Annotated in this window: 13 protein-coding genes and 1 pseudogene; 4 read left to right on the top strand and 10 right to left on the bottom strand. The window is 30.6% G+C overall.

Going from position 1 to position 20235, the window contains the following annotated elements:
- Positions 1-4: 4 nt before the first annotated feature.
- From addA to glyA, 4 genes are all read right to left on the bottom strand, one after another.
- On the bottom strand, positions 5-3877 hold the full coding sequence (addA, locus tag CLOCEL_RS09075) for a helicase-exonuclease AddAB subunit AddA (protein WP_242655241.1): 3873 nt from the start codon (positions 3875-3877) through the stop codon (positions 5-7).
- Entirely contained in the window at positions 3849-7307 is a 3459-nt protein-coding gene (gene addB / locus CLOCEL_RS09070; RefSeq protein ID WP_010077235.1) for a helicase-exonuclease AddAB subunit AddB, read from the bottom strand. The genes addA and addB overlap by 29 nt, the downstream gene beginning before the upstream one ends.
- A 194-nt stretch (positions 7308-7501) precedes the next feature.
- Positions 7502-7975 (bottom strand): IS200/IS605 family transposase, encoded by a 474-nt coding sequence (tnpA, locus tag CLOCEL_RS09065; protein ID WP_013291570.1) that lies wholly within the window; start codon positions 7973-7975, stop codon positions 7502-7504.
- Positions 7976-8222: 247 nt separating this feature from the next.
- Positions 8223-9455: a serine hydroxymethyltransferase gene (gene glyA / locus CLOCEL_RS09060; RefSeq protein WP_010077236.1), complete on the bottom strand. Its 1233-nt coding sequence runs from the start codon at positions 9453-9455 to the stop codon at positions 8223-8225.
- Positions 9456-9947: 492 nt separating this feature from the next.
- Between glyA and CLOCEL_RS09055 the strand changes: the two genes are divergently transcribed.
- Entirely contained in the window at positions 9948-11087 is a 1140-nt protein-coding gene (locus CLOCEL_RS09055; protein ID WP_010077237.1) for a M50 family metallopeptidase, read from the top strand.
- A 481-nt stretch (positions 11088-11568) separates the two neighbouring features.
- On the top strand, positions 11569-12933 hold the full coding sequence (locus CLOCEL_RS09050; protein ID WP_010077238.1) for a right-handed parallel beta-helix repeat-containing protein: 1365 nt from the start codon (positions 11569-11571) through the stop codon (positions 12931-12933).
- A gap of 161 nt (positions 12934-13094) precedes the next feature.
- Here CLOCEL_RS09050 and CLOCEL_RS09045 read toward each other — a convergent pair whose 3' ends face one another.
- Positions 13095-14336 carry a cell wall-binding repeat-containing protein gene (locus tag CLOCEL_RS09045; protein ID WP_010077239.1) on the bottom strand — a complete coding sequence of 414 codons (1242 nt, stop codon included), beginning with the start codon at positions 14334-14336 and terminating at the stop codon, positions 13095-13097.
- Between the two features lie 132 nt (positions 14337-14468).
- Positions 14469-14681, bottom strand: a complete 213-nt coding sequence (locus tag CLOCEL_RS09040) for a hypothetical protein (RefSeq protein WP_010077240.1) — start codon at positions 14679-14681, stop codon at positions 14469-14471.
- A 415-nt stretch (positions 14682-15096) separates the two neighbouring features.
- Between CLOCEL_RS09040 and CLOCEL_RS09035 the strand changes: the two genes are divergently transcribed.
- Complete coding sequence (locus CLOCEL_RS09035; RefSeq protein WP_010077241.1) at positions 15097-15867, top strand: threonine/serine exporter family protein; 771 nt, start codon at positions 15097-15099, stop codon at positions 15865-15867.
- On the top strand, positions 15864-16295 hold the full coding sequence (locus CLOCEL_RS09030) for a threonine/serine exporter family protein (RefSeq protein WP_010077242.1): 432 nt from the start codon (positions 15864-15866) through the stop codon (positions 16293-16295). The genes CLOCEL_RS09035 and CLOCEL_RS09030 overlap by 4 nt, the downstream gene beginning before the upstream one ends.
- 186 nt (positions 16296-16481) lie before the next feature.
- Here CLOCEL_RS09030 and CLOCEL_RS09025 read toward each other — a convergent pair.
- The 4 genes and pseudogenes from CLOCEL_RS09025 to CLOCEL_RS09010 form a co-directional block, all read right to left on the bottom strand.
- A pseudogene (locus tag CLOCEL_RS09025) lies at positions 16482-17162 on the bottom strand (ClpP family protease); the annotation flags it as partial.
- A gap of 53 nt (positions 17163-17215) precedes the next feature.
- Entirely contained in the window at positions 17216-18418 is a 1203-nt protein-coding gene (gene dapG, locus CLOCEL_RS09020; RefSeq protein ID WP_010077244.1) for an aspartate kinase, read from the bottom strand.
- Positions 18419-18437: 19 nt separating this feature from the next.
- Positions 18438-18701: a YlmC/YmxH family sporulation protein gene (locus CLOCEL_RS09015; protein ID WP_010077245.1), complete on the bottom strand. Its 264-nt coding sequence runs from the start codon at positions 18699-18701 to the stop codon at positions 18438-18440.
- A gap of 68 nt (positions 18702-18769) precedes the next feature.
- Positions 18770-20020: a M16 family metallopeptidase gene (locus CLOCEL_RS09010; protein ID WP_010077246.1), complete on the bottom strand. Its 1251-nt coding sequence runs from the start codon at positions 20018-20020 to the stop codon at positions 18770-18772.
- Positions 20021-20235 lie beyond the last annotated feature (215 nt).

Below are 20235 nucleotides of genomic sequence, written 5' to 3'. Positions count from 1 at the left end.
AAAGCTAAAAATCATACTCCAAAACCTCACCAGAATAAAAAAGATATAAATATATATTCTTAACTCTTTTATTTAAAATTTTCTCAGCTGCAATTTTATAATAATTTAGTTGCGTCTTATACTGAGTTTTAATGGTATCTACTATATTATCATTTACATAATCATTTTTATAGTCAATTATAACAATTTCATCATTTTCTACAAAAATAGTGTCAATAACCCCTTGAACAATAATATCCTCATTCTCATCATCACTTTTAGATAGCTTTAATATTTCATTACTTTTAACCCTAATCTTAAATGGATATTCTCTATATATTTTATCTGCTCTAAGCATTCTTAGACCTATAGTAGAAGAAAAGAATCTTAAAATCTTTCTTATATCAACAACTTTTGCTTCTTTTTCATTAATAAACTCTCTTTTAATCATTTCAGAAATTTGTTCATTTATGCTCTCCATTGTTAATGCTCTATTTAAATCCAAGTGTTGCATAACTAAATGAACAATTGTACCTCTCTCAGCTGATGTTAGTGCTTTCTCTTCTTCTAAGAATCTTGGGGTTTTTAACAACTTCGGAATATATATATCTTCTCCACCTTGGTTTATATCATTAAACCTTCTTTTTATTTCTGTTACTGAAAGAAGCGATGGTATTTCTGTAGCTACAGAATATTTATATTTAAAAGAAAGTCTTCTTTGGATTTCAGCTTTATACTGATCAGTGTCCTTTTCACTTATTTCCTCAATTATTTTTTGAAATAGCTGCTCTCTTGAATCCATTTGATCATCAAGAGCACCATTCTTCTTGAACGCTAAAATATCTTCACTATTTAAAAGCTTTATATTCCATTTTGAAGGTGAATTTGTCAAAACTAAAGGACTACAATGGATATTATATAATTCTCTTATTTCATTTGTTGACTTATGTCTCATAAGAGCAAAAACTATCCAATCTAAATAGCTATTTGCTTTTATAATTATATCCTTTGAAATTTTTTCTTCTAAGGAACTTTCTATTAAAGAGTTACTATTTACTTTATCATCTTCCTCACATTGTTCTAAACTATTTATAAAAAAGTTCTCCTGATGTTGTTGAGTTTCACAACTTAAGGCCCATTTTCTTATAGATTTCTCTATTTCTTTTACCCCACCAGTTATTATCAGCTTTTCTTTAGCTCTTGTTAATGCTACATATAAGACTCTCATTTCCTCAGAATAATTTTCAATCTTCATCTTTTCTTGTATTAGATTCCTCAAAATAGAGGAATATGATATCCTTTTTTCGAAATCTGTATATTTTATTCCAATACCGAAATTATGATGAAATAGGAATTCATTATTTAGCTCTCTATTATTAAACCGTTTTGAAGTAGAAGCAAGAAAAACGACAGGAAACTCCAAACCTTTACTTTTATGAATGGTCATAATTCTAACAACATTATCATTTTCTCCTAAGAGTTTTGCATCCCCTAAATCGCTACTTGTGTTTTTCATCTTCTCCATAAAGTTTATAAAATTAAATAAACCTCTATAGCTAGTAGCTTCATATTGCTTTGCTCTATGAAACAATATTCTTAAGTTTCCTTGTCTTTGCATTCCATTAGGTAAAGTTCCAACAAAAGCTAAATAACCTGTATCAGTAAATAAAAACCAAATTAACTCTACTAAAGATAAATGTAATGATTTTGATCTATAATCATTAAGTCGTCTTAAAAATGCTTTTGTCTTTTCTCTTAAATCATTGTCACTTCCAACTACACAATAATTACTAAGCTTGTCAAAAAAATAACAATATTCTTTATCCATAGAAATCTTAATGTCGATTAATTCATCATCTGAAAAACCACCAATTGGTGATCTTAGTACTGCCAAAAGAGGAATATCTTGTTTTGGATTATCTATAACTTGAAGTAATGCTAATATCGTTTTTACTTCAATATTATCAAAAAATCCTGAAGTACTATCTGCATATACTGGTATTTCAAGATTTTTTAGTTCCTCTAAGAACACATCTGTTCTATTTACTGTGCTCCTTAAAAGAATCACTATATCTTTGTACTCAACGTCCCTATATGACCCTTTATCAAAAACTTTTTTTCTTCTATATCCAGCTTCCCTACCCATGATTTTTTTGATTTCTGCTCCAATTATTTTAGCCTCCATTTGAAACTCATTTATTTCTTCTAGATCCTCTGCATCTTCATCAGTGTCTTTCTGGATTTCAATATTTCCTGAAGGCTTTTCAAAAATAATTACATCAATAGGTTCTGCAAAGGTAAGGCTTTCGTCTTCAAAGGTAACGTAATCAGCGCCTAAATTTAAAGCTTCCTTATCTGTGTATTCCAGTTCTCCTAATTCCTTTGACATTATACTTTTAAAAATAAAATTGGTTCCATCTAAAATTTCTTTTCTACTTCTAAAATTCTTATATAAAAGTATTTTCCTGTTTCTCGCCCCATCTAACTCTTCATAGGTTTCATATTTTTCTAGAAAAAGTTCAGGCTTTGCTTGTCGGAACTTATATATACTTTGTTTTACATCTCCCACCATGAACATATTAGGTACAGCCTCATCTTTTCTTGATATGGTGGTCATAATTTCTTCTTGTATAAAGCTACTGTCCTGATATTCATCGATCATTATTTCTTCAAATTTACGCCTTATTTCTAAAGCTACTTCTGTAGGAACTGTTTCATCTTTATCATTTTTAGTACATAGAAGTTCTAAAACATAATGCTCCATATCGTTAAAATCAATAATCCCTTTTGACCGTTTTTTTTCCTTAAAAGTATGAATAACTGAAATTAAAATCTCTTTTAATATACTTATAATAGGGGCTATAAATCTAAATTCTTCGTTAATAGCTTCTATATCATCATAAAAAAAGTCCTCGATTATAGAAGAAATCGTCTCTTTATATTGATCTCTCACATTTTTCATCTGCTCTTTTGTTTCGATAAGTATAGAAGTCTTTTTCGTAGATAATCTCCCAAATTCTACTGACATAAGAATATTTCTTAAAGCTTCATATCCTTCTTTTGAATTTTTTACTATATTAGAAAGATAAGCCTCTTCTTTAATTAAAAGTGGTAGGTTTGGATTTATTGATTCCTGGGCTTCAACTTCTCTAATCAATATCCTAAGAGTTTTTAAGTCCGGCTCCACCTTGTCATATACAATTTTACATATTTCCTTTGAAAATTCACTATTCTCAAAAGAAGTCTTAAATGGAGATGTTTCCTCGAAGGCTCTATATGCTTCTACAACCTTTTCAAGGTAACTTTCTGGCCATGGCATAGCCATTACAAATCTATAAAGCCTTATGATCACATCTTGAACGGATTTATCATCTTCATTTTTACCATAGCCCTCCACTAATCTTTGAAAACCTATAGTTATATTTTCTTCCTTATAACATTCCTCTAATACTTCTTCTATGGTTTCAAGAAGTAAAAGTTCTATTTCTGTAGCATCACCTATCCTAAAGGCAGGATCTATATCAAGCTTATGAAAATAATTCTTAATAAGACTTTGGCAAAAGGAATGCATAGTTGTAATATTTGCTTTATTTAAAAGCACCAATTGTCTATGTAAATGAGTATCATCAGGATTTTCACTTATTTTTTCTGCTAATGCATTTCCTATTCTTTCTCTCATTTCAGCAGCTGCAGCTTTTGTAAACGTTACTACCAAAAGCTTATCTATATCTGTCTTTGCTTCTTTATTGGATACTAGTTCAATAATTCTTTCAACTAATACTGCCGTCTTTCCGGAGCCAGCAGCAGCGGCAACAAGAAGGTTTACTCCATGGGTATCAATGGCTGCCTTTTGTTCCTCAGTCCATTTTCTAGTCCCTATGTTCTTCAAAATTACCACACTCCTCTTTTAATCTTGCCCAAATTTCTGATTCTCGCAGATTTTCTTCCTTTTTATAACCATTATCATAAAAAGTTGTATCAAACTGACAAACAGTACTATACTTACAATAATCACAACTAGTTCTTTCCTTTTGCTTTCTTGGAGCTATGGATATATCCCCATTAATCATATTTTCAAGAATTTCCTTAAGCTTCTTTTTAACATGGTTCCTTAAGATATCAAACTCTTCTTTTGTAGCTATAGAAGTACTTTCCTTTAATTGACCATCCTTTTTTAAAGTCACAGGAATAATCTTAGAACCTTCTCCTTCTTTTAGCTCTTTATCCATAGCTTTAGCTATTTCTGAATCTCTTAATATTAATCCTTTTAATTTTAAGTTCTCCGTAATAGCCTCTTCTATTTCTTCATCTGAGAGTTTTTGTTTTTTTGATACTATAGGATTTTCTATCTTATAATAAAAAATAGCACCTGGCATTGATTTCTCATGCTTTTCCTCTTCCTCATAAGATAAAATAGCATCTAGATATACTAATAATTGAAGCTGAGCACCATAATATACATCCTTTAAGTTTATTGTTTTACTACTAGATTTATAGTCAATTATTCTTATATATAACTCATCATCTTTTTTCAAAATATCTATTCTATCAATCTTACCTTTTATTTTTGCTTTAGTTCCATCCTTTAAAGAGATTTCTATTGGTCTAAACTCTCTGTTATCATCAAATTCAGCTTCGAAACTTATAGGTTTAAAGTCACTATTATTTATCTGCCTTGTTATTGTAATAAGAGTTCTCACTAAAACCTTTTTAAGTCTATTGGCCATATATTGATATCTATTTGAACTATTTAAAACAGAATTATCTATTTTTAATGTCTCTTTTAAAACCTTATCTGAAAACTGCTGACAAAAATCCTCATCTATATTTTCAAAGGAAGCATGCTCTTTTATAACACTTATACAAAAATTTTCTATAACATTATGAAGAAAAGTTCCTTTATCTAATGTCGTGAGATTATAAAGTTTTCTTTCTTTAGCCTTAAGTCCATAATTTACAAAATAACTAAAAGGGCAATTAACATAGGTCTCAAATCGTGACACACTATAGTCTTCTCCATAAAGCTTCTTTATTTTTTCTTTGTTTTTTATTACTCCTTGATTAGAATAATAAAAACCTCTCATTATTCTGTCTTTTAAAAGTTTATACTCCTCTTGGTCATGATACCATTTATAAACCTCAGACCAATACTCTGATATTTCTGCACCTTCCATCTTTGCCCTTATAGCGGAAATCATTTGATTAAAGGTTGGCATAGGAAGAGTAACCTTTTCCATAGAAACAACATCTAAAATATCACTTTTAATTGTAATTTTCTTAAAAATATTTTTTAACCTTGATACTAATATTGAAGGTCTAAGTGCTTTTCCTTCAAAGTCAGCTATTGGATAAGAAATTATAATTTCATCGCTAGCTGCAGTAAAAGTTTCATAAACTAAAAACTGTTCCTCAAAAGCAGCAGCTCTAGTAGTACTAGCAAGAGTAATTCCATTTTCCATTAATACAGTTCTATCTTCATCATTGAGTATCCCCTCATCACTAACACTTCTTGGGAATACACCATCATTTACTCCTATTATATATAAGATTTTTACACCATTAGTTTTTGATCTTTCTACACTTCCCACAAGTACTTGATCTATGGTTGCAGGTATCAGTCCCATCTTATTCTCTTCAAAGCCAATACTAAGAATTTTTTCGTATTCCTCCAAAGACATCTCTGCATCACCAAGAACTTCAACTAACATATCTAAAGTTTCTATTATCAAATTCCATATTTGACTATACTCATTGGCTAAAAGTTGTTTTCCTTCAGTTCTAAATCCTTGTATCCAATTTTCAATTTTTTCAAAAGCCCCAACCTGTTGCAAAAACTGAAAAATGATTTTAGAAATTTCCTTTACCTTTGCTTTGGAGATTGATATATCATAAAGCTTTAATAAAGGATTAACTACTTGGGCTTTTAATTCATTAATCTCTTCTAAAATTTCTTCTTTCTCTTTACCGCCAGATAACTCTTTTGGAAAGTCATAATCCCAAGTTTCCTTAGTCCATTTTCGTTTTCCTCTTATACCATTAGCAAGAGCATAGTTTTCCAATAAGTCCACTTGTTCTCTTGAAAGGCTCGTAAGATCACTTTTAAGATATTTAAATACCGCTTCCTCACTCCAATTTTTAGAGATGATTTCCAAAGCAGATTTTAAAAACACAATCAATTTGTTGCTTTCAATTTCTTTTTTCTTGTCAATGAAATATGGAATATTATATTCATTAAAAATAGCCTTTATCATTTCATCATAACTATCTAAATTTCTTGTTACAACTGCAATATCACGATATCTAAAGTCTCTATCTCTTACTGCTTCTAAAATGCCTTTAGCAACTTCCTCTATTTCATTAAAGCTATTTACATTTATATTGATATTGATTTTTTTCGTTTTTTCTTCGTATTCTTCATGTGGATAAGCATATAAATTTTTTTCTAAATGAATCAATTCTTGATTATTGAATCTTTTTATTTTCTTATATTCTATTTCTTTATATTCTAAAGGGCTGTTTATCTTTCTCGCTATGTCAATAAGCTTATTAATTGTTTTACTAGTTACTGAGAATACATCACCCTCATTGGAATAACTTTCAATTTTCCCATCAGAATTACTCTTGATATATTGACTTGAATGTATCAAAGATATAGATAATACCTTTGCCTTTAAGAGAATTTTTTCTATTATGTTATATTGAAGAGTTGTAAAAGATGAAAACTCGTCAAAATAAACATAAGCATTATTAATATCTCTATACTCATCTAGTTTTCCATAAAGAATTGAAAGTTCATCCTCAAGATCTAAATACTTCTCTTCCATTGCCGCTCTCAACTTTTCATATATAAGAGAGATATCATAAAGCTTATCTTTTAATCCTTTATTATCTTCTATTTTACTGTATAGTTCTTTAAGCGTTTCTGTAGTAATATCATAATTTTTCAATTCACTGACTATATCACCTAAAATACTAACAAAACCTTTTTGGTTTGATATAGTTGAAAAATATTTTAACTCTTTTTTGTTCTCCTCTAAAATTTTATATAGGAGCATAGACCTACCAGCATCATCTAGATGTTTTTTGCTAACCCCTCCAACTTGATCAAAAACTCTATAACCAAGCTTTTTAAAAGTTAAAACATCCACCTTGTCACATAATTCTTCTCCTAGAAACTCTAACAGGTTTTTTTCTGCAGTAAAATAGAATTGATCTGGGACAATCATAAATATTTTTTGGTTTTTATCCTTAATTAAAATTTTTTTTATTTCTTCGAATATACTACAACTCTTTCCACTTCCGCTTCTTCCCAAAATAAATTTTAGCAAAATATACCTCCCTTTAATTTTCTAGTTAAATCAATAAGCACCTCATTAAATAATGTTTTACTTAATGAAATCAGGACCACCCGTCAAACGGGTGGTTTGCTTTAGCCCTATAAGGGCATGTTACTGGCCGTGCTACTCGCACATTGAGCGGTTTGCCAACCGCATACCTTTACTGGCTGCACCTAAAAGGTGCTTTATTTTTTGCCTTTGTTTACTGATTCACCCGTAAACGGGTCAATAAATTCTTTCAAGCTCATTTGTTCATATGCTAAATCTTCCTGTATTTGATTCTTTATGTATTCTTCTATTATCTTTTTGTTTCTTCCAACTGTATCAACGTAATAGCCTTTACACCAAAATTGCCTATTCCCATATTTATATTTCAAATTTGCATGCCTGTCAAAAATCATCAATGAACTCTTACCTTTCAAATACCCCATAAACTGAGAGACACTTAACTTCGGAGGTATACTTACAAGCATATGTATATGATCCTTACATGCATTTGCTTCAATAATTTCTACTCCTTTATGTTCACATAACTTTCTAAGTATTACCCCTATATCCGCTTTTATTTTTCCATATATGATTTGTCTCCTATACTTTGGTGCGAAGACTATGTGATATTTACAATTCCATTTACTATGTGCTAAACTACTATTATCCATTACGGATATACCTCCTTTGTACTTTTGGTTGTGGTCGGCAAACCTACTACCATTTTACATTGGAGGTATTCTTTTTTTCTACTCATCGCTAGAAGCTTTTTAGAACCACAGGTAAAACCTGTGGTATTCGTAAAACAAAAAAATATATGTACACTTTCGCATACATATATTTTACCATACTTATATGTTTATCTTTTTATTGTACTGAAAAATTATATTTCAGCTTATCAATAAATAATCTTTGAGCTTATTTATATAATTTAAACTTTGAAGTAAATTCAGAAACTTGTGCTTTTATATCTGTTAAATCTTCTTCTCTATGTTCAATAGCATAGTTGATGAAGTAAGCGATTTTTTTCATATCCTCTTCCTTCATACCTCTTGTTGTAACCGCAGCAGTACCTACTCTTACACCACTTGTTACAAAAGGACTAAGCTTTTCATTTGGAATTGTATTTTTATTTACAGTGATACCGATAGTATCAAGAAGTTTTTCAGCATCCTTACCTGTAATATTCTTTGAAGTTAAATCAATAAGCATAAGATGGTTATCTGTTCCTCCAGAGACTATATCAAAACCAAATTCTTTTAATTCTTGGCATAGAACTGCTGCATTTTTAACAACTTGTTGTGCATATTCCTTAAACTCATCCTTTAAAGCTTCGCCAAAACAAACTGCTTTTGCTGCTATAACATGCATTAATGGACCACCTTGAATTCCTGGGAATATAGTTTTATCAAGTGCCTTAGCATATTCTTCCTTGCATATGATTGCTCCACCTCTAGGTCCTCTAAGAGTTTTATGAGTTGTTGTTGTAACAAAATCACAATATGGAACTGGTGATGGATGAACACCTCCAGCTATAAGACCAGCTATATGAGCCATATCTACCATTAAGTATGCTCCAACCTTGTCTGCAATTTCTCTAAATCTCTTAAAATCTATAACTCTAGAATAAGCACTAGCTCCAGCTACTATCATCTTTGGCTTTATTTCAAGAGCAATTTTCTCAACTTCATCATAATCAATAAGTCCATCACCATTTACTCCGTAAGATTGGAAGTTAAAAAGTATTCCTGAAAAGTTAACTGGACTTCCATGAGTTAAATGGCCACCTTCACTTAAACTCATTCCAAGAACTGTATCTCCTGGCTTCAAAACAGAAAGATAAACTGCCATATTAGCTTGTGAACCTGAATGTGGTTGAACGTTTGCATGGTCTCCACCAAATAATTGAAGCATTCTATCCCTAGCTAAGTCTTCTACCTTATCTACTACTTCGCATCCACCATAATATCTTTTTTGAGGATAGCCTTCTGCATACTTATTAGTCATATATGAACCCATAGCTTCCATAACAGCTTCACTAGTGAAATTTTCTGAAGCAATAAGCTCTATATTATTATCCTGTCTTTGAAATTCTTCATTTATTATGTGAAATACTGCTTCATCTGTGTTTTTTAAATTTTTAAAATCCATAGTTTTGCCCCCTATTATAGTATTATGTATTAAGAATTTTTTATCTTTCTTATTGATTTATTATTCACTATTTATTTATTATATCATAGTATTAATTTATTACAATTAATATTGTTAAAGGTTGCCTAAACATAATTTCTTTTGGATCTCTACCTTGATTTACATTATATTATCCGAAAATCTCTTATGTATATAAGTTCTAAATAATATTTCTACATTAAGTACCTATACCTTTTGTGAAATAGATGTAGATTTTCAATATTACTTACCTACACTTTCTTAGTATTTCCCCGTACTTCTATATAATCATACATTTAATAAATGCTATCATGATACCTTTTACCTATTAAGTACCCGTATATTTGTAATTATATGAAGGATTAAGTAAAGAATCAAATAGAATTGTAAATATTAATGTGTTAAAATTCTAGTAATACATATGTTTTTAATACAAAGTAAAATTATTTATATTTCACAAAGGTGGGTAACTAAATGAGTAAAAATAAAAAGAAGAAAAATATTGGCACTATAGTTGCTGGGCTGATTTTTATCCTAATTGGTGGGCTTGGTGGCTTTTTTGGTGGAAAAGTAATTGATGAAAGTCTACCTTCAAGCGATACACCTTTTATTAACATACTTTTTATTGCATTAATCTTTATTTTTGCATGCACCTCAATGTATATACAAATTATTGTTCACGAAGCTGGACACTATATTTTTGGAAAATTATCAGGGTATGATTTCGTTTCCTTTAGAATTGGAACTCTAATGTTTGTAAAAGAAAAAAACAAGATAAAACGTAAAAAGTTCAACATAGTCGGTACAGGAGGACAATGTTTAATGTCACCACCAAAGTGCGATGGATATAATTTTCCATGCATATCATATAATCTTGGAGGTTCTATTGCTAACATATCATTAGGATTGCTATGTCTTTCCTTATATTTTTTATTTTCTGAAGTTCCATTATTGTCTACACTTCTTGTTATGAATTTTATATTTGGCATAGGCTTTGCCTTATTAAACAGTATACCTCTAAAAATAGGTGGTATAGCTAACGATGGTTTTAATACCCTATCGCTTTGTAGGAACCATGAAGCTCGCCATATGCTTTGGCTTCAGCTAAAGATAAACGCTCTGGTATCCACAGGTACGAGATTACGAGAAATGCCAGAGGAATGGTTTAGGCTTCCAGATAATGCTGATTTAAAAAATCCACTAATAAACGCAATTGGTGTAATGCAATGTAGTTATCTTCATGATAAGAAAGAATTCGGACAAGCAAAAACTGCTTGTGAAGCTATGCTTAATAATACTCCTGGTCTTCTTCAAGTTTATAAAAATGAGTTATACTGTGAACTTATGTTTTATGAAATCATTGGACAATGTCGTAAAGAAGAAATTGAAAAATTTCACACCGAAGAACTAAAAAAATACATAAAAGCAACATCTTCTTATGTTTCAAGGAGAAGATTAATGTATGCCTATGAATTACTTGTAAATAAAAACACTGTTAATGCAAACAAAGAACTTATTGCTTTTGAAAAGGTAGCCAAAACTTATCCTTATGAAGGAGAAGTTGACAGTGAGAGAGAAATTATTCAGTTAATTAATTCTTATTCCAATAGCTAAATCTTCTAATAACATATTAAAGCTTAATGCTAAATATTATAAAGCGTCCTGTCTTTAAATTTAATGGACAAGGCGCTTTCATTATTTATCACTTAAGTTTAGATTATTAACTACTTATACTTTTTAAAAGCTCTATTTAACTTCCAAATTAAATTCACAATAGTTATTAAATATATATATAATTGAAATTATAGACATATGATGTTTATCATGGTAAAATACTAATGATTAATACATTATTTTACACGATAATACAGTAATATATATTAATATTGGAATGGTCTTTAGTGTCACTTGAATTCTTATTATATATAATTTCGATAAGTTTTTAACACTAACTAATCTTATATTGATTATATATAAGAAAATTCTTAAATCTAGGTAACTCATAATATTTTTTACTTTATCGTATAAAATAATTATTAAATTATTCATAGATTATTATATATAATAATCGGACCAGTTATAAGGGGGAACTAAGATGTTAAAACATTCAAAAGTAAAAAGTCTAATTTTAGGCGCAGCTGTTTTTTCAGCAATGTCTTTTTCAACAATGCCAATCCAGTCAAATTTAGTTATGGCAGCAGAAAATACCAATGTTGCAGCTAATGAAACAGTAATCGAATCTGCTATTTATGTTGCCGTTTATGGAAACGATTCTAGTGCTGGTACAAAAGAAGCACCACTAAAAACTTTAAGTTATGCAGTATCTATCGCTAACCCAGGTACTACTATTTATTTAAGAGATGGCTTACATAAATATTCATCAACAATTAACCTTAACAAAGTAGGTACAGAGACAAATCCTATAAATATTTTTGCATACCCAGGAGAAAAACCTGTTATTGATTTCTCAGCTCAATCTTATGGGGCAAGCTCAAGAGGTTTCTCTTTAACAGGAAGTTACTGGCACCTAAAAGGTCTAGAAATACAATATGCAGGTGATAATGGAATAAAAATCGAAGGTAACAATAATAAAATTGAAAATTGTATAACTCATCATAACGGTGACTCAGGAATTCAACTTGGCTTTGCTCATGAAACTGTAAACCCAAATGGTGCGCTATGCGCTAATAACGAAATCATAAATTGTGACTCTTACTTCAACTTTGACTTTGATAGTTCTGGTGGAGATGCTGATGGTTTCGCATGTAAAATGCACAATGGAAAAGGAAATAAATTTATAAACTGTCGTTCTTGGAGAAATTCTGATGACGGTTGGGATCTATATGAAACTGATTGGGGTGTTGAAATAATTAATTGCTGGACATGGCATAATGGAGACAAAACAGATTTCGATGCTATATATCAGAAAAAAATGGGCAGAAAAATGAGTTCTTATCAAGGAAACGGTAATGGTTTTAAACTTGGTGGAAACGGTGCTGGTGGTAGTTCCAAAGGTGTACACGTTGTAAAAAATTGTGTAGCTTTTGATAACTACTTAAGGTCTAAAAAAGGCTTTGACCAAAATAGTCATGCAGGCAGCGTAATCGTACAAAACTGCCTTTCTTTTGGAAATGGTTACAATTACATGTTTGAAACTGCTTCAAATATGGAATTCTCAAATAACGTATCCTTTGGAGCAAAGGTTAAATTAGATCATGAAATAGCAAGTGGTTCTATTGAAAAAAATAATACTTGGAATTTAAAAATTACTACTGATGCTTCTGATTTCACTGGATTAACCGAAGATTTGGCTAAAGCTCCAAGAAATTCAGATGGAAGTCTTCCAAACAACGGCTTCGCAAAATTAGCTGCTAACAGTGATTTAATAGATAAAGGGGTCGCTATAGGTTTACCATTCTTAGGTACAGCTCCAGATTTAGGAGCATACGAACTTCGTTAATATAATAAATGTTTGCATTAAAAACCTACATTGATTTTACCAACAATGCAGATATCTAATATACAAATATTTTTAGAAGTCCTATATTATTAAAGAAAGAATTGATTTAATCAATTCTTTCTTTATATTTAACACATTACCCTATTATTCTAATAAAAACTCTATCCTAGTAACTCATTAATACCTACTTCGTTGTAATCAACATTTAAACGCTTGTAACTATGATTTCCAATAATCATATCATTATGATTATTGAATTCTCTATAATCATCCTCTTGCTGAAACATATGATATCTATAATGATTTGCATCAACCCTATCAGTTAAGTTATCCCTTACAGTCTCACTCTTACACCTATTCCTTGAAATCTCCATCATCTCATGGTCTATAGAAAGACTCTCTTCAACCATCAGCTGTGCCTTGTGATCTATAATTTGGCTATCTCCAATAATAAACCCATGCATGAACGGCGGTCCTGGCATATTTTTTTTTTGCGTAGGTTTTACTGACTCAATATAATTCTCAACAACTTCTGGTACTGAATCTTGTCTTATTAAAAGTAATGGTGTATGCTTACCCATATGAGCAAACAAAGTACCAGCTATGGTTTCCATTGGATGATTTAGTTCTCCAAATGTGAAAGCATGACCTTCCTTATCGTTCCTATCCCAACCAAATTGGTTTTTAGGACTTTTATACTTAGCAAAATTAACTGATATATCGTATGAATCATCACCGTCAATCCTATCTAAATGTTTAACATTCTCTAATCTTGATAAATATTTTTCAACTGCTTTAGACACAGTTTTAGTTGATCCTATAATGTAGACATTTATATCTTTATTTTTCCTAATAGCCTCTATTGTACAATAAGGGATGCTATTGTGCTTTACATACAAAATAGGATCTCCATGATGAGCAGACCAATAAGTCGCACTAATACCCTCAGTACAATCCTCTCCAGACATTATAAGGATATTTTTAAAATCCTCTCTCATACTAGGTATCATACATGCAGTTTCATAATGATTAGAACCTTTTATATGCTCTGTTTTATAGCCATGATTATTAAGTTCTAAAGATACCTGCCTTGAAATATTACCAACTAAAAATGCGTGTATCCCTTTATAACCCTTTGGTGACAATCTTTCAATAGTCTTTAACGTTTTTCCCCTTAAATTTCTGCCGTCTGTAAATAAAATTGCTGCATTAATTGGTAAATGAACTAAAGGTGTTGCTGCTATGCTATTAAAAATATCTTCTTCTTCAATCAAAATAACTGCATTAGGCTTCATATTTGCAAAAGCTATTTCAGATATAGCGATTGAAATATCTATTGGATTATTCTCACAAATTCTTGTAGTATTTAATGTTAAGTGGCAATTTTCCTTGATACTTTCCATCAATTTTCCTCCTAAAACATTACCACTAAATATCATATGCTTAAAAAATACACTTTGTTATACCCTAATACGTCCTTGTGCTTAGTAAATTATATTGTAATACTTCTTATTAGATTATAATGATTCTACATCTTATTTCTTACTAAACTTCATTATATCTTTTATTTCCTGAAGTCTTGCCTCCTTAGACCTTAACTCTTCTGGCCTTGGCTCATCATGTCCCAACTTCTTGGATTCTTTAGAATAACCTATTTCATTCCCTGTTTCAACAAGCATTTTCTTTAATTCTTTCTTTGTCTTATTATTTACCTTACCATGTATATTTTTATTATTCTTATGTGCCATATTACCAAAGTCCTCCCTTTTATAATATATTTTCTAAAAACAATCTTTACACACTTAATATGGTGTAGATAAATATATTTTGCCACTGTAAGTAGATTCTATGTGGAAACTTTCTAATTATTTATTACTACTAAATGTCCTAGTTAACATTATATATATTTCAACAATTACTCCTCATAGAGTATTTTTCACTTTTCAATATCGTAATAAACAATTTATATAGTTTCAATAATGAGGCTTATATTTTTATTCTTTTACGTAAGAATATATAATACAAAAATTTTTATCAGCGTTGCTTTAATTCTATACAATGTCATAATAATGCTTTTCTTGTAGATTAACGAAATTTTTTATCATTTACACAAGCCTTAGAGATATTATATAATATTATGGACTTTGATTGAGGAGAGATAATATGACAGCAAATAGGGTTCTTCAGATTTCTGCTCTTGCAGGAAAAATTATTTTGGAAAATGGTGGAGAGGTTTACAGAGTAGAAGAGACAATCTCCAGGATTTGTCATGCTTTTGGCATAAAAAATGTAGATAGTTTTGCAACTCCTACTGGATTGATGATGTCTTTAGTTGATGATGATGGACATACTCACTCTCTAATAAAAAGAATAAGCTCTAGAGGCGTTAACCTTGATAAAATCCATCAAGTTAATAACCTTTCTAGAAAATTATCAGTAGAACCATTCACACTTGATGAAGTTTATTCTGATTTGAAAAATATAGAAGATCAAAAGCCTTTTGGAGATAAACTTATGATTTTTTGTTCAGCCTTGGGTGCTGCAAGCTTTACATTCCTTTTTAAAGGAACCATAAATGATTTTTTATGTGCTTTCTTCATCGGCTTTTTAATAAAAATTACAACACTGTTTTCAAAAAAAATTCAATTGAACGATTTTTTTATAAATATTATAGGTGGTTCCATTGGTGCCCTCTTTGGTTATAGTCTTAAAGCTCTAGGACTTGGAGATAATATGGATACTATAATAATTTCCTCTATAATGTTATTGGTTCCAGGAATGATTGTTACAAACGCAATTAGGGATATAATTGCTGGTGATTTAGTATCTGGTACTAGTAGGCTTATGGAAGCCTTTTTTATAGCTGTTGCCATCGCTGCAGGAACTGGTTTAACTTTCAAACTCATTTTTCTTTTTGGAGGAATCACACTATGATATTTGAATCAACCTTTGCAATAATCTCCTCTTTATGCTTTGCAATCATATTTAATATTAAAGGGAAAAGAGTAGTCCTTGCTGCTCTTGGAGGAGGTATTGGCTGGTTTTTTTACCGTCTTACGGGCCTTTATTCATCAGAATTTAATGCTTTGTTTGTTGCCACTTGTGCCATCACAATTTATTCTGAAGTTATGGCAAGGGTCTTCAAAACTCCTGTAACGATTTTTTTAGTTGCAGCATTAATCCCTCTAGTGCCTGGAAAAGGTATGTATGAAACTATGTTTTACGGTATAACTGGAGACTTATCTGCATCCCTTACCACTGGTTATAAAACAATATTAAGCGCTGGCTCAATAGCTATCGGCATAGTTCTAGTTTCTTCTATCGTTAAAATAATAACTAAAGCCAAAAACAAAAAGTCATAGTTTTTCTATGACTTTTTACTTTTACATTTGCATATATTGTGTTTATACATCTTCTCCTTTTTTATTTTTTACCTTTCTTTTTCCTTTTGTGGACTCTTTGGCTTTTTGTTCTTCTTTTTGGTTTTTCTCTAAGTTGGTAGCTTCCTCTTTAATCTCCTCTTTAACTTTATCGTTGGCTTTATTTTTCTTTTTTACCTCTTCAATTAACTGCTCAAGCTTATCTAACGCTCGCTTTATACCTCCAACCTCATCAATAAGACCTTTTTCTACAGCTTGCTTCCCTATCAAAATAGTTCCCATATCATTTAATAACTCATCAGTTTTCATCATCATAGAAATAAAACTATCACGTTGAACCTTTGAAGTTCTCACTACAAATTCTACGATTCTTTCCTGCATTTTATTAAAATAATCAAAGGTTTGAGGTACTCCAATTACAGTTCCATTCATCCTTATTGGGTGAACTATCATTGTAGCTGAAGTAGTTATATATGAATACTTAGCAGCGGTGGCAAGAGGTACTCCAATGGAATGCCCACCTCCAATGACTAAGGATACTGTAGGTTTGCTTATAGATGTGATCATTTCCGCAATGGCGAGCCCTGCCTCCACATCTCCACCTATAGTATTCAAAATTATAAGTGCACCTTCTATCTTATCATTGGTTTCTATTCCTACAACTTGAGGAATTATATGTTCATATTTTGTAGTCTTATGCTGAGGTGGAGCTACCATATGACCTTCAATTTGTCCTATAATTGGTAAAATAGCAATTCTCTCTTCTATCCCTGGAACCTCAGATACTCCTAGTTCTTTTATATTTTCTTTTTCTTCATTACTCTCTACACTACTGGTTTCTCTAATCAATAAAAATCACCTCTTATGATTAGTTTTCCCTACATCATAAGAGGCTATTCTCATTATTTATACATTTGAAATTCTTTATGAAGTGTATTTATTGCTTTAACTGTTTCTGACTCCCTTACAAGACACCATATTGTTGTATGTGAGTCAGAAGTTTGCAGCACCTGTATATTTTCATTTTTCAGTGCCCTTATTATTCTTGCCATAACCCCAGGAACACCTCTGATCTTGTTTCCTATTATAGCTATTTTGCTGCACTTTTTTATCATTATATATTTTATTTGAGACTTTTCCATTATATTTATGAATTTATCTAGATCTTCTGTTCCTATAGTAAAAATCACTTCTGTTGTAAAAACATTTATAAGATCTATACTAATATAGTTTTCTGCCATTATATCTAAAATATTCTCATATCTATCATTACCTTTATTATCATCACCTTTTATGGTAACTTGGACTCTGTCCTTCATATGAGTAATACCTGTTATCAATTTTTTATTTTTACTACAACCTAAACTATTAATTATAGTTCCTTCACAATCTGTAACAGTGTTTTTTATTATTAATGGTATTCCACTTTCCATTGCAATTTCCACAGCCCTTGGGTGTATTACCTTTGCACCTTGATCTGCAAATTGGAATACCTCTGCATAACTTATTTCTTCTATTAATGAGGCATTTCCAACAATCCTTGGATCTGCAGTCATTATACCATCTACATCTGTGTATATTTCTATTTTTTCTGCCTTTAAAGCTTTTCCAATTAATGCTGCGGAAGTATCACTTCCACCTCTTCCAAGAGTAGTTATAATACCCTCATTAGAAACGCCTTGGAATCCTGCAATAACAGGAACATATCCTTCTTCTAAATACTTAAAAATTCTATTTGGTCTTAATTCCTTTACCTCAGCATCACCAGAATTATTATCGGTAATTATACCGCCTTGTCCACCTGTTAATGGAACTGATTTTATATTATATGAATTTAGTTCACTACACATAACACAAGTACTAATTACTTCTCCACAACTCATTAAAAGATCTGTAGCCTGTTTATTATTCTTTTTAGTTTCTTCAGAAATCAGTGATAGCAGAGTATCTGTGGCATATGGCTCACCAATTCTTCCCATAGCTGAAACTACTACCACTGGCTTATATCCTTTTTCTATAGAGTTTTTTATCTTTTCTATAACATTTTTTCGTTTTTCTAATGTTGAAACCGAAGTTCCTCCAAACTTTTGTACAATAATCTTCATCTTCTCACCACTCATCCCATTATTTGAGCATATCCTCATCTATATCCATAATTATAGTCCTCGCTCCAATTTTTCTAACATAATGCCATGGTATCTCTTTATAATCGCTTCTCGAAAAAAGTCCGAATCTACTACCCTCATCATTTAAGAGTAAAAGTTTTAGATTGCCATAACTATCTACTAAAATATCATTGTTACCCAAAGTACTGTATTTTTCTCCATCATTGATATTGATAATTTCATACCTTTCCATTTCACTAAAAAGCTTTGTATTTTGACTCATATGTATCCTCCTTATAATCTACTACTTATAAATATGATAATTATAAGGAGGATATAACATAAAATATCCTAAAAGATTTTTAATATGTCGTCATCTATATTGTCACCAACCAAAGCACCATTGATTATACCTTCTCCAAAAGTATTTTTCATTACTCTATTTATATCCTCTAAGGTTATATCATTAATTTTTTTCATTATATCCTTTGGAGTATTTATTCTATTTAAAAATAAAGCATTTTTGCCATTAGCAAACATCTTATTGCTGGTGCTCTCAAGTCCCAACATATAATTACCTTTTAATTGCTCTTTTGTTTTATTTAGTGTCTCTTTAGATATTCCTTTTTCCACTAAAATACTTAACTCATTTTTTATTTGTATAATTGCTTCCTTTGTATCTTTAGGATTAAGTCCTGCATATACGTTCATTATTCCTGTATTCATGTAAGGAGAGTTGTAGGAATATATAGAATAGCACATTCCTCTTTCTTCACGAAGTTTTTGGAACAATATTGATGATGCAGTTCCTCCAAAGACATTATTGATTACATGCAAAGGGTAGTTATCTCTGTTTCCTGTCTCTATACCCTTAATCCCTAAACTTAAATGAACTTGTTCTATTGGTTTTTGCTTAACTAAGAATTTATTTTGGAATATAGGCGTTGAATGTTTTGTTACTTTTTTATTTTTGCTACTCCAGCTTCCAAAATATTTGTTAACTAATTTTGTGGTTACATCAAAATCTATATTTCCGCATATAGATAAAACACAATTTTCTGGTATATACCTACATTCAATATATTCCAATAACTGCTCTCTAGTGAAAGATTTTACAGTTTCTTCTGTACCTAAAATTGGTAAAGCTATAGGATCATCTCCCCAAATAGCTATGGAATGAAGATCACTGAGCACATCTTCTGGCGAATCTTCACTCATATTTATTTCTTCTATTACTACCTTTTTTTCTCTTTCGATATCAACAGGATCAAATTTACTATTAAAAATCATATCACTTAATACTCCAAAGGATCTTTCCATATGAGAGTCTAAAGTTTTTGTATAATAGCAAGTAGCTTCTTTACCTGTAAAAGCGTTAATTTGGCCGCCATAATCCTCTATCGCTTCAACTATTTCTTTGGCATTTCTATTGTATGTTCCCTTAAAAAGCATATGCTCAATAAAATGCGAAATTCCATTGCTTTCTGCTGTTTCATTTCTAGAACCATTTTCTACCCATAGGCCTACACTTACAGAGCTAACATGGTCAATATTTTCTAGAACAACCCTAAGACCATTGTCTATTGTAAAAAAAGTATACATTTATTACCTCCCACTGTCTAATTTTTCATGGTTCATAAACAGAGTTCTAAGTTTCATATGAAACTTTTTACTTCATATAAAATTTAGAAATCGTTATCCAGAGACATAGCAACCGTTATAATCTAAAGAGAAATCGATTCACACCAAATAAATATTGGTTTTCCCTACTTTCCTACTTTATAGAAGATGGAAGTGTTACGACTGGTAGCCATCGG

This window comes from Clostridium cellulovorans 743B, assembly GCF_000145275.1.
Lineage (GTDB): Bacteria > Bacillota > Clostridia > Clostridiales > Clostridiaceae > Clostridium_K > Clostridium_K cellulovorans.
The sequence above is the reverse complement of the archived record's forward strand: the minus strand, read 5'-3'. Positions and strand labels throughout refer to the sequence as shown.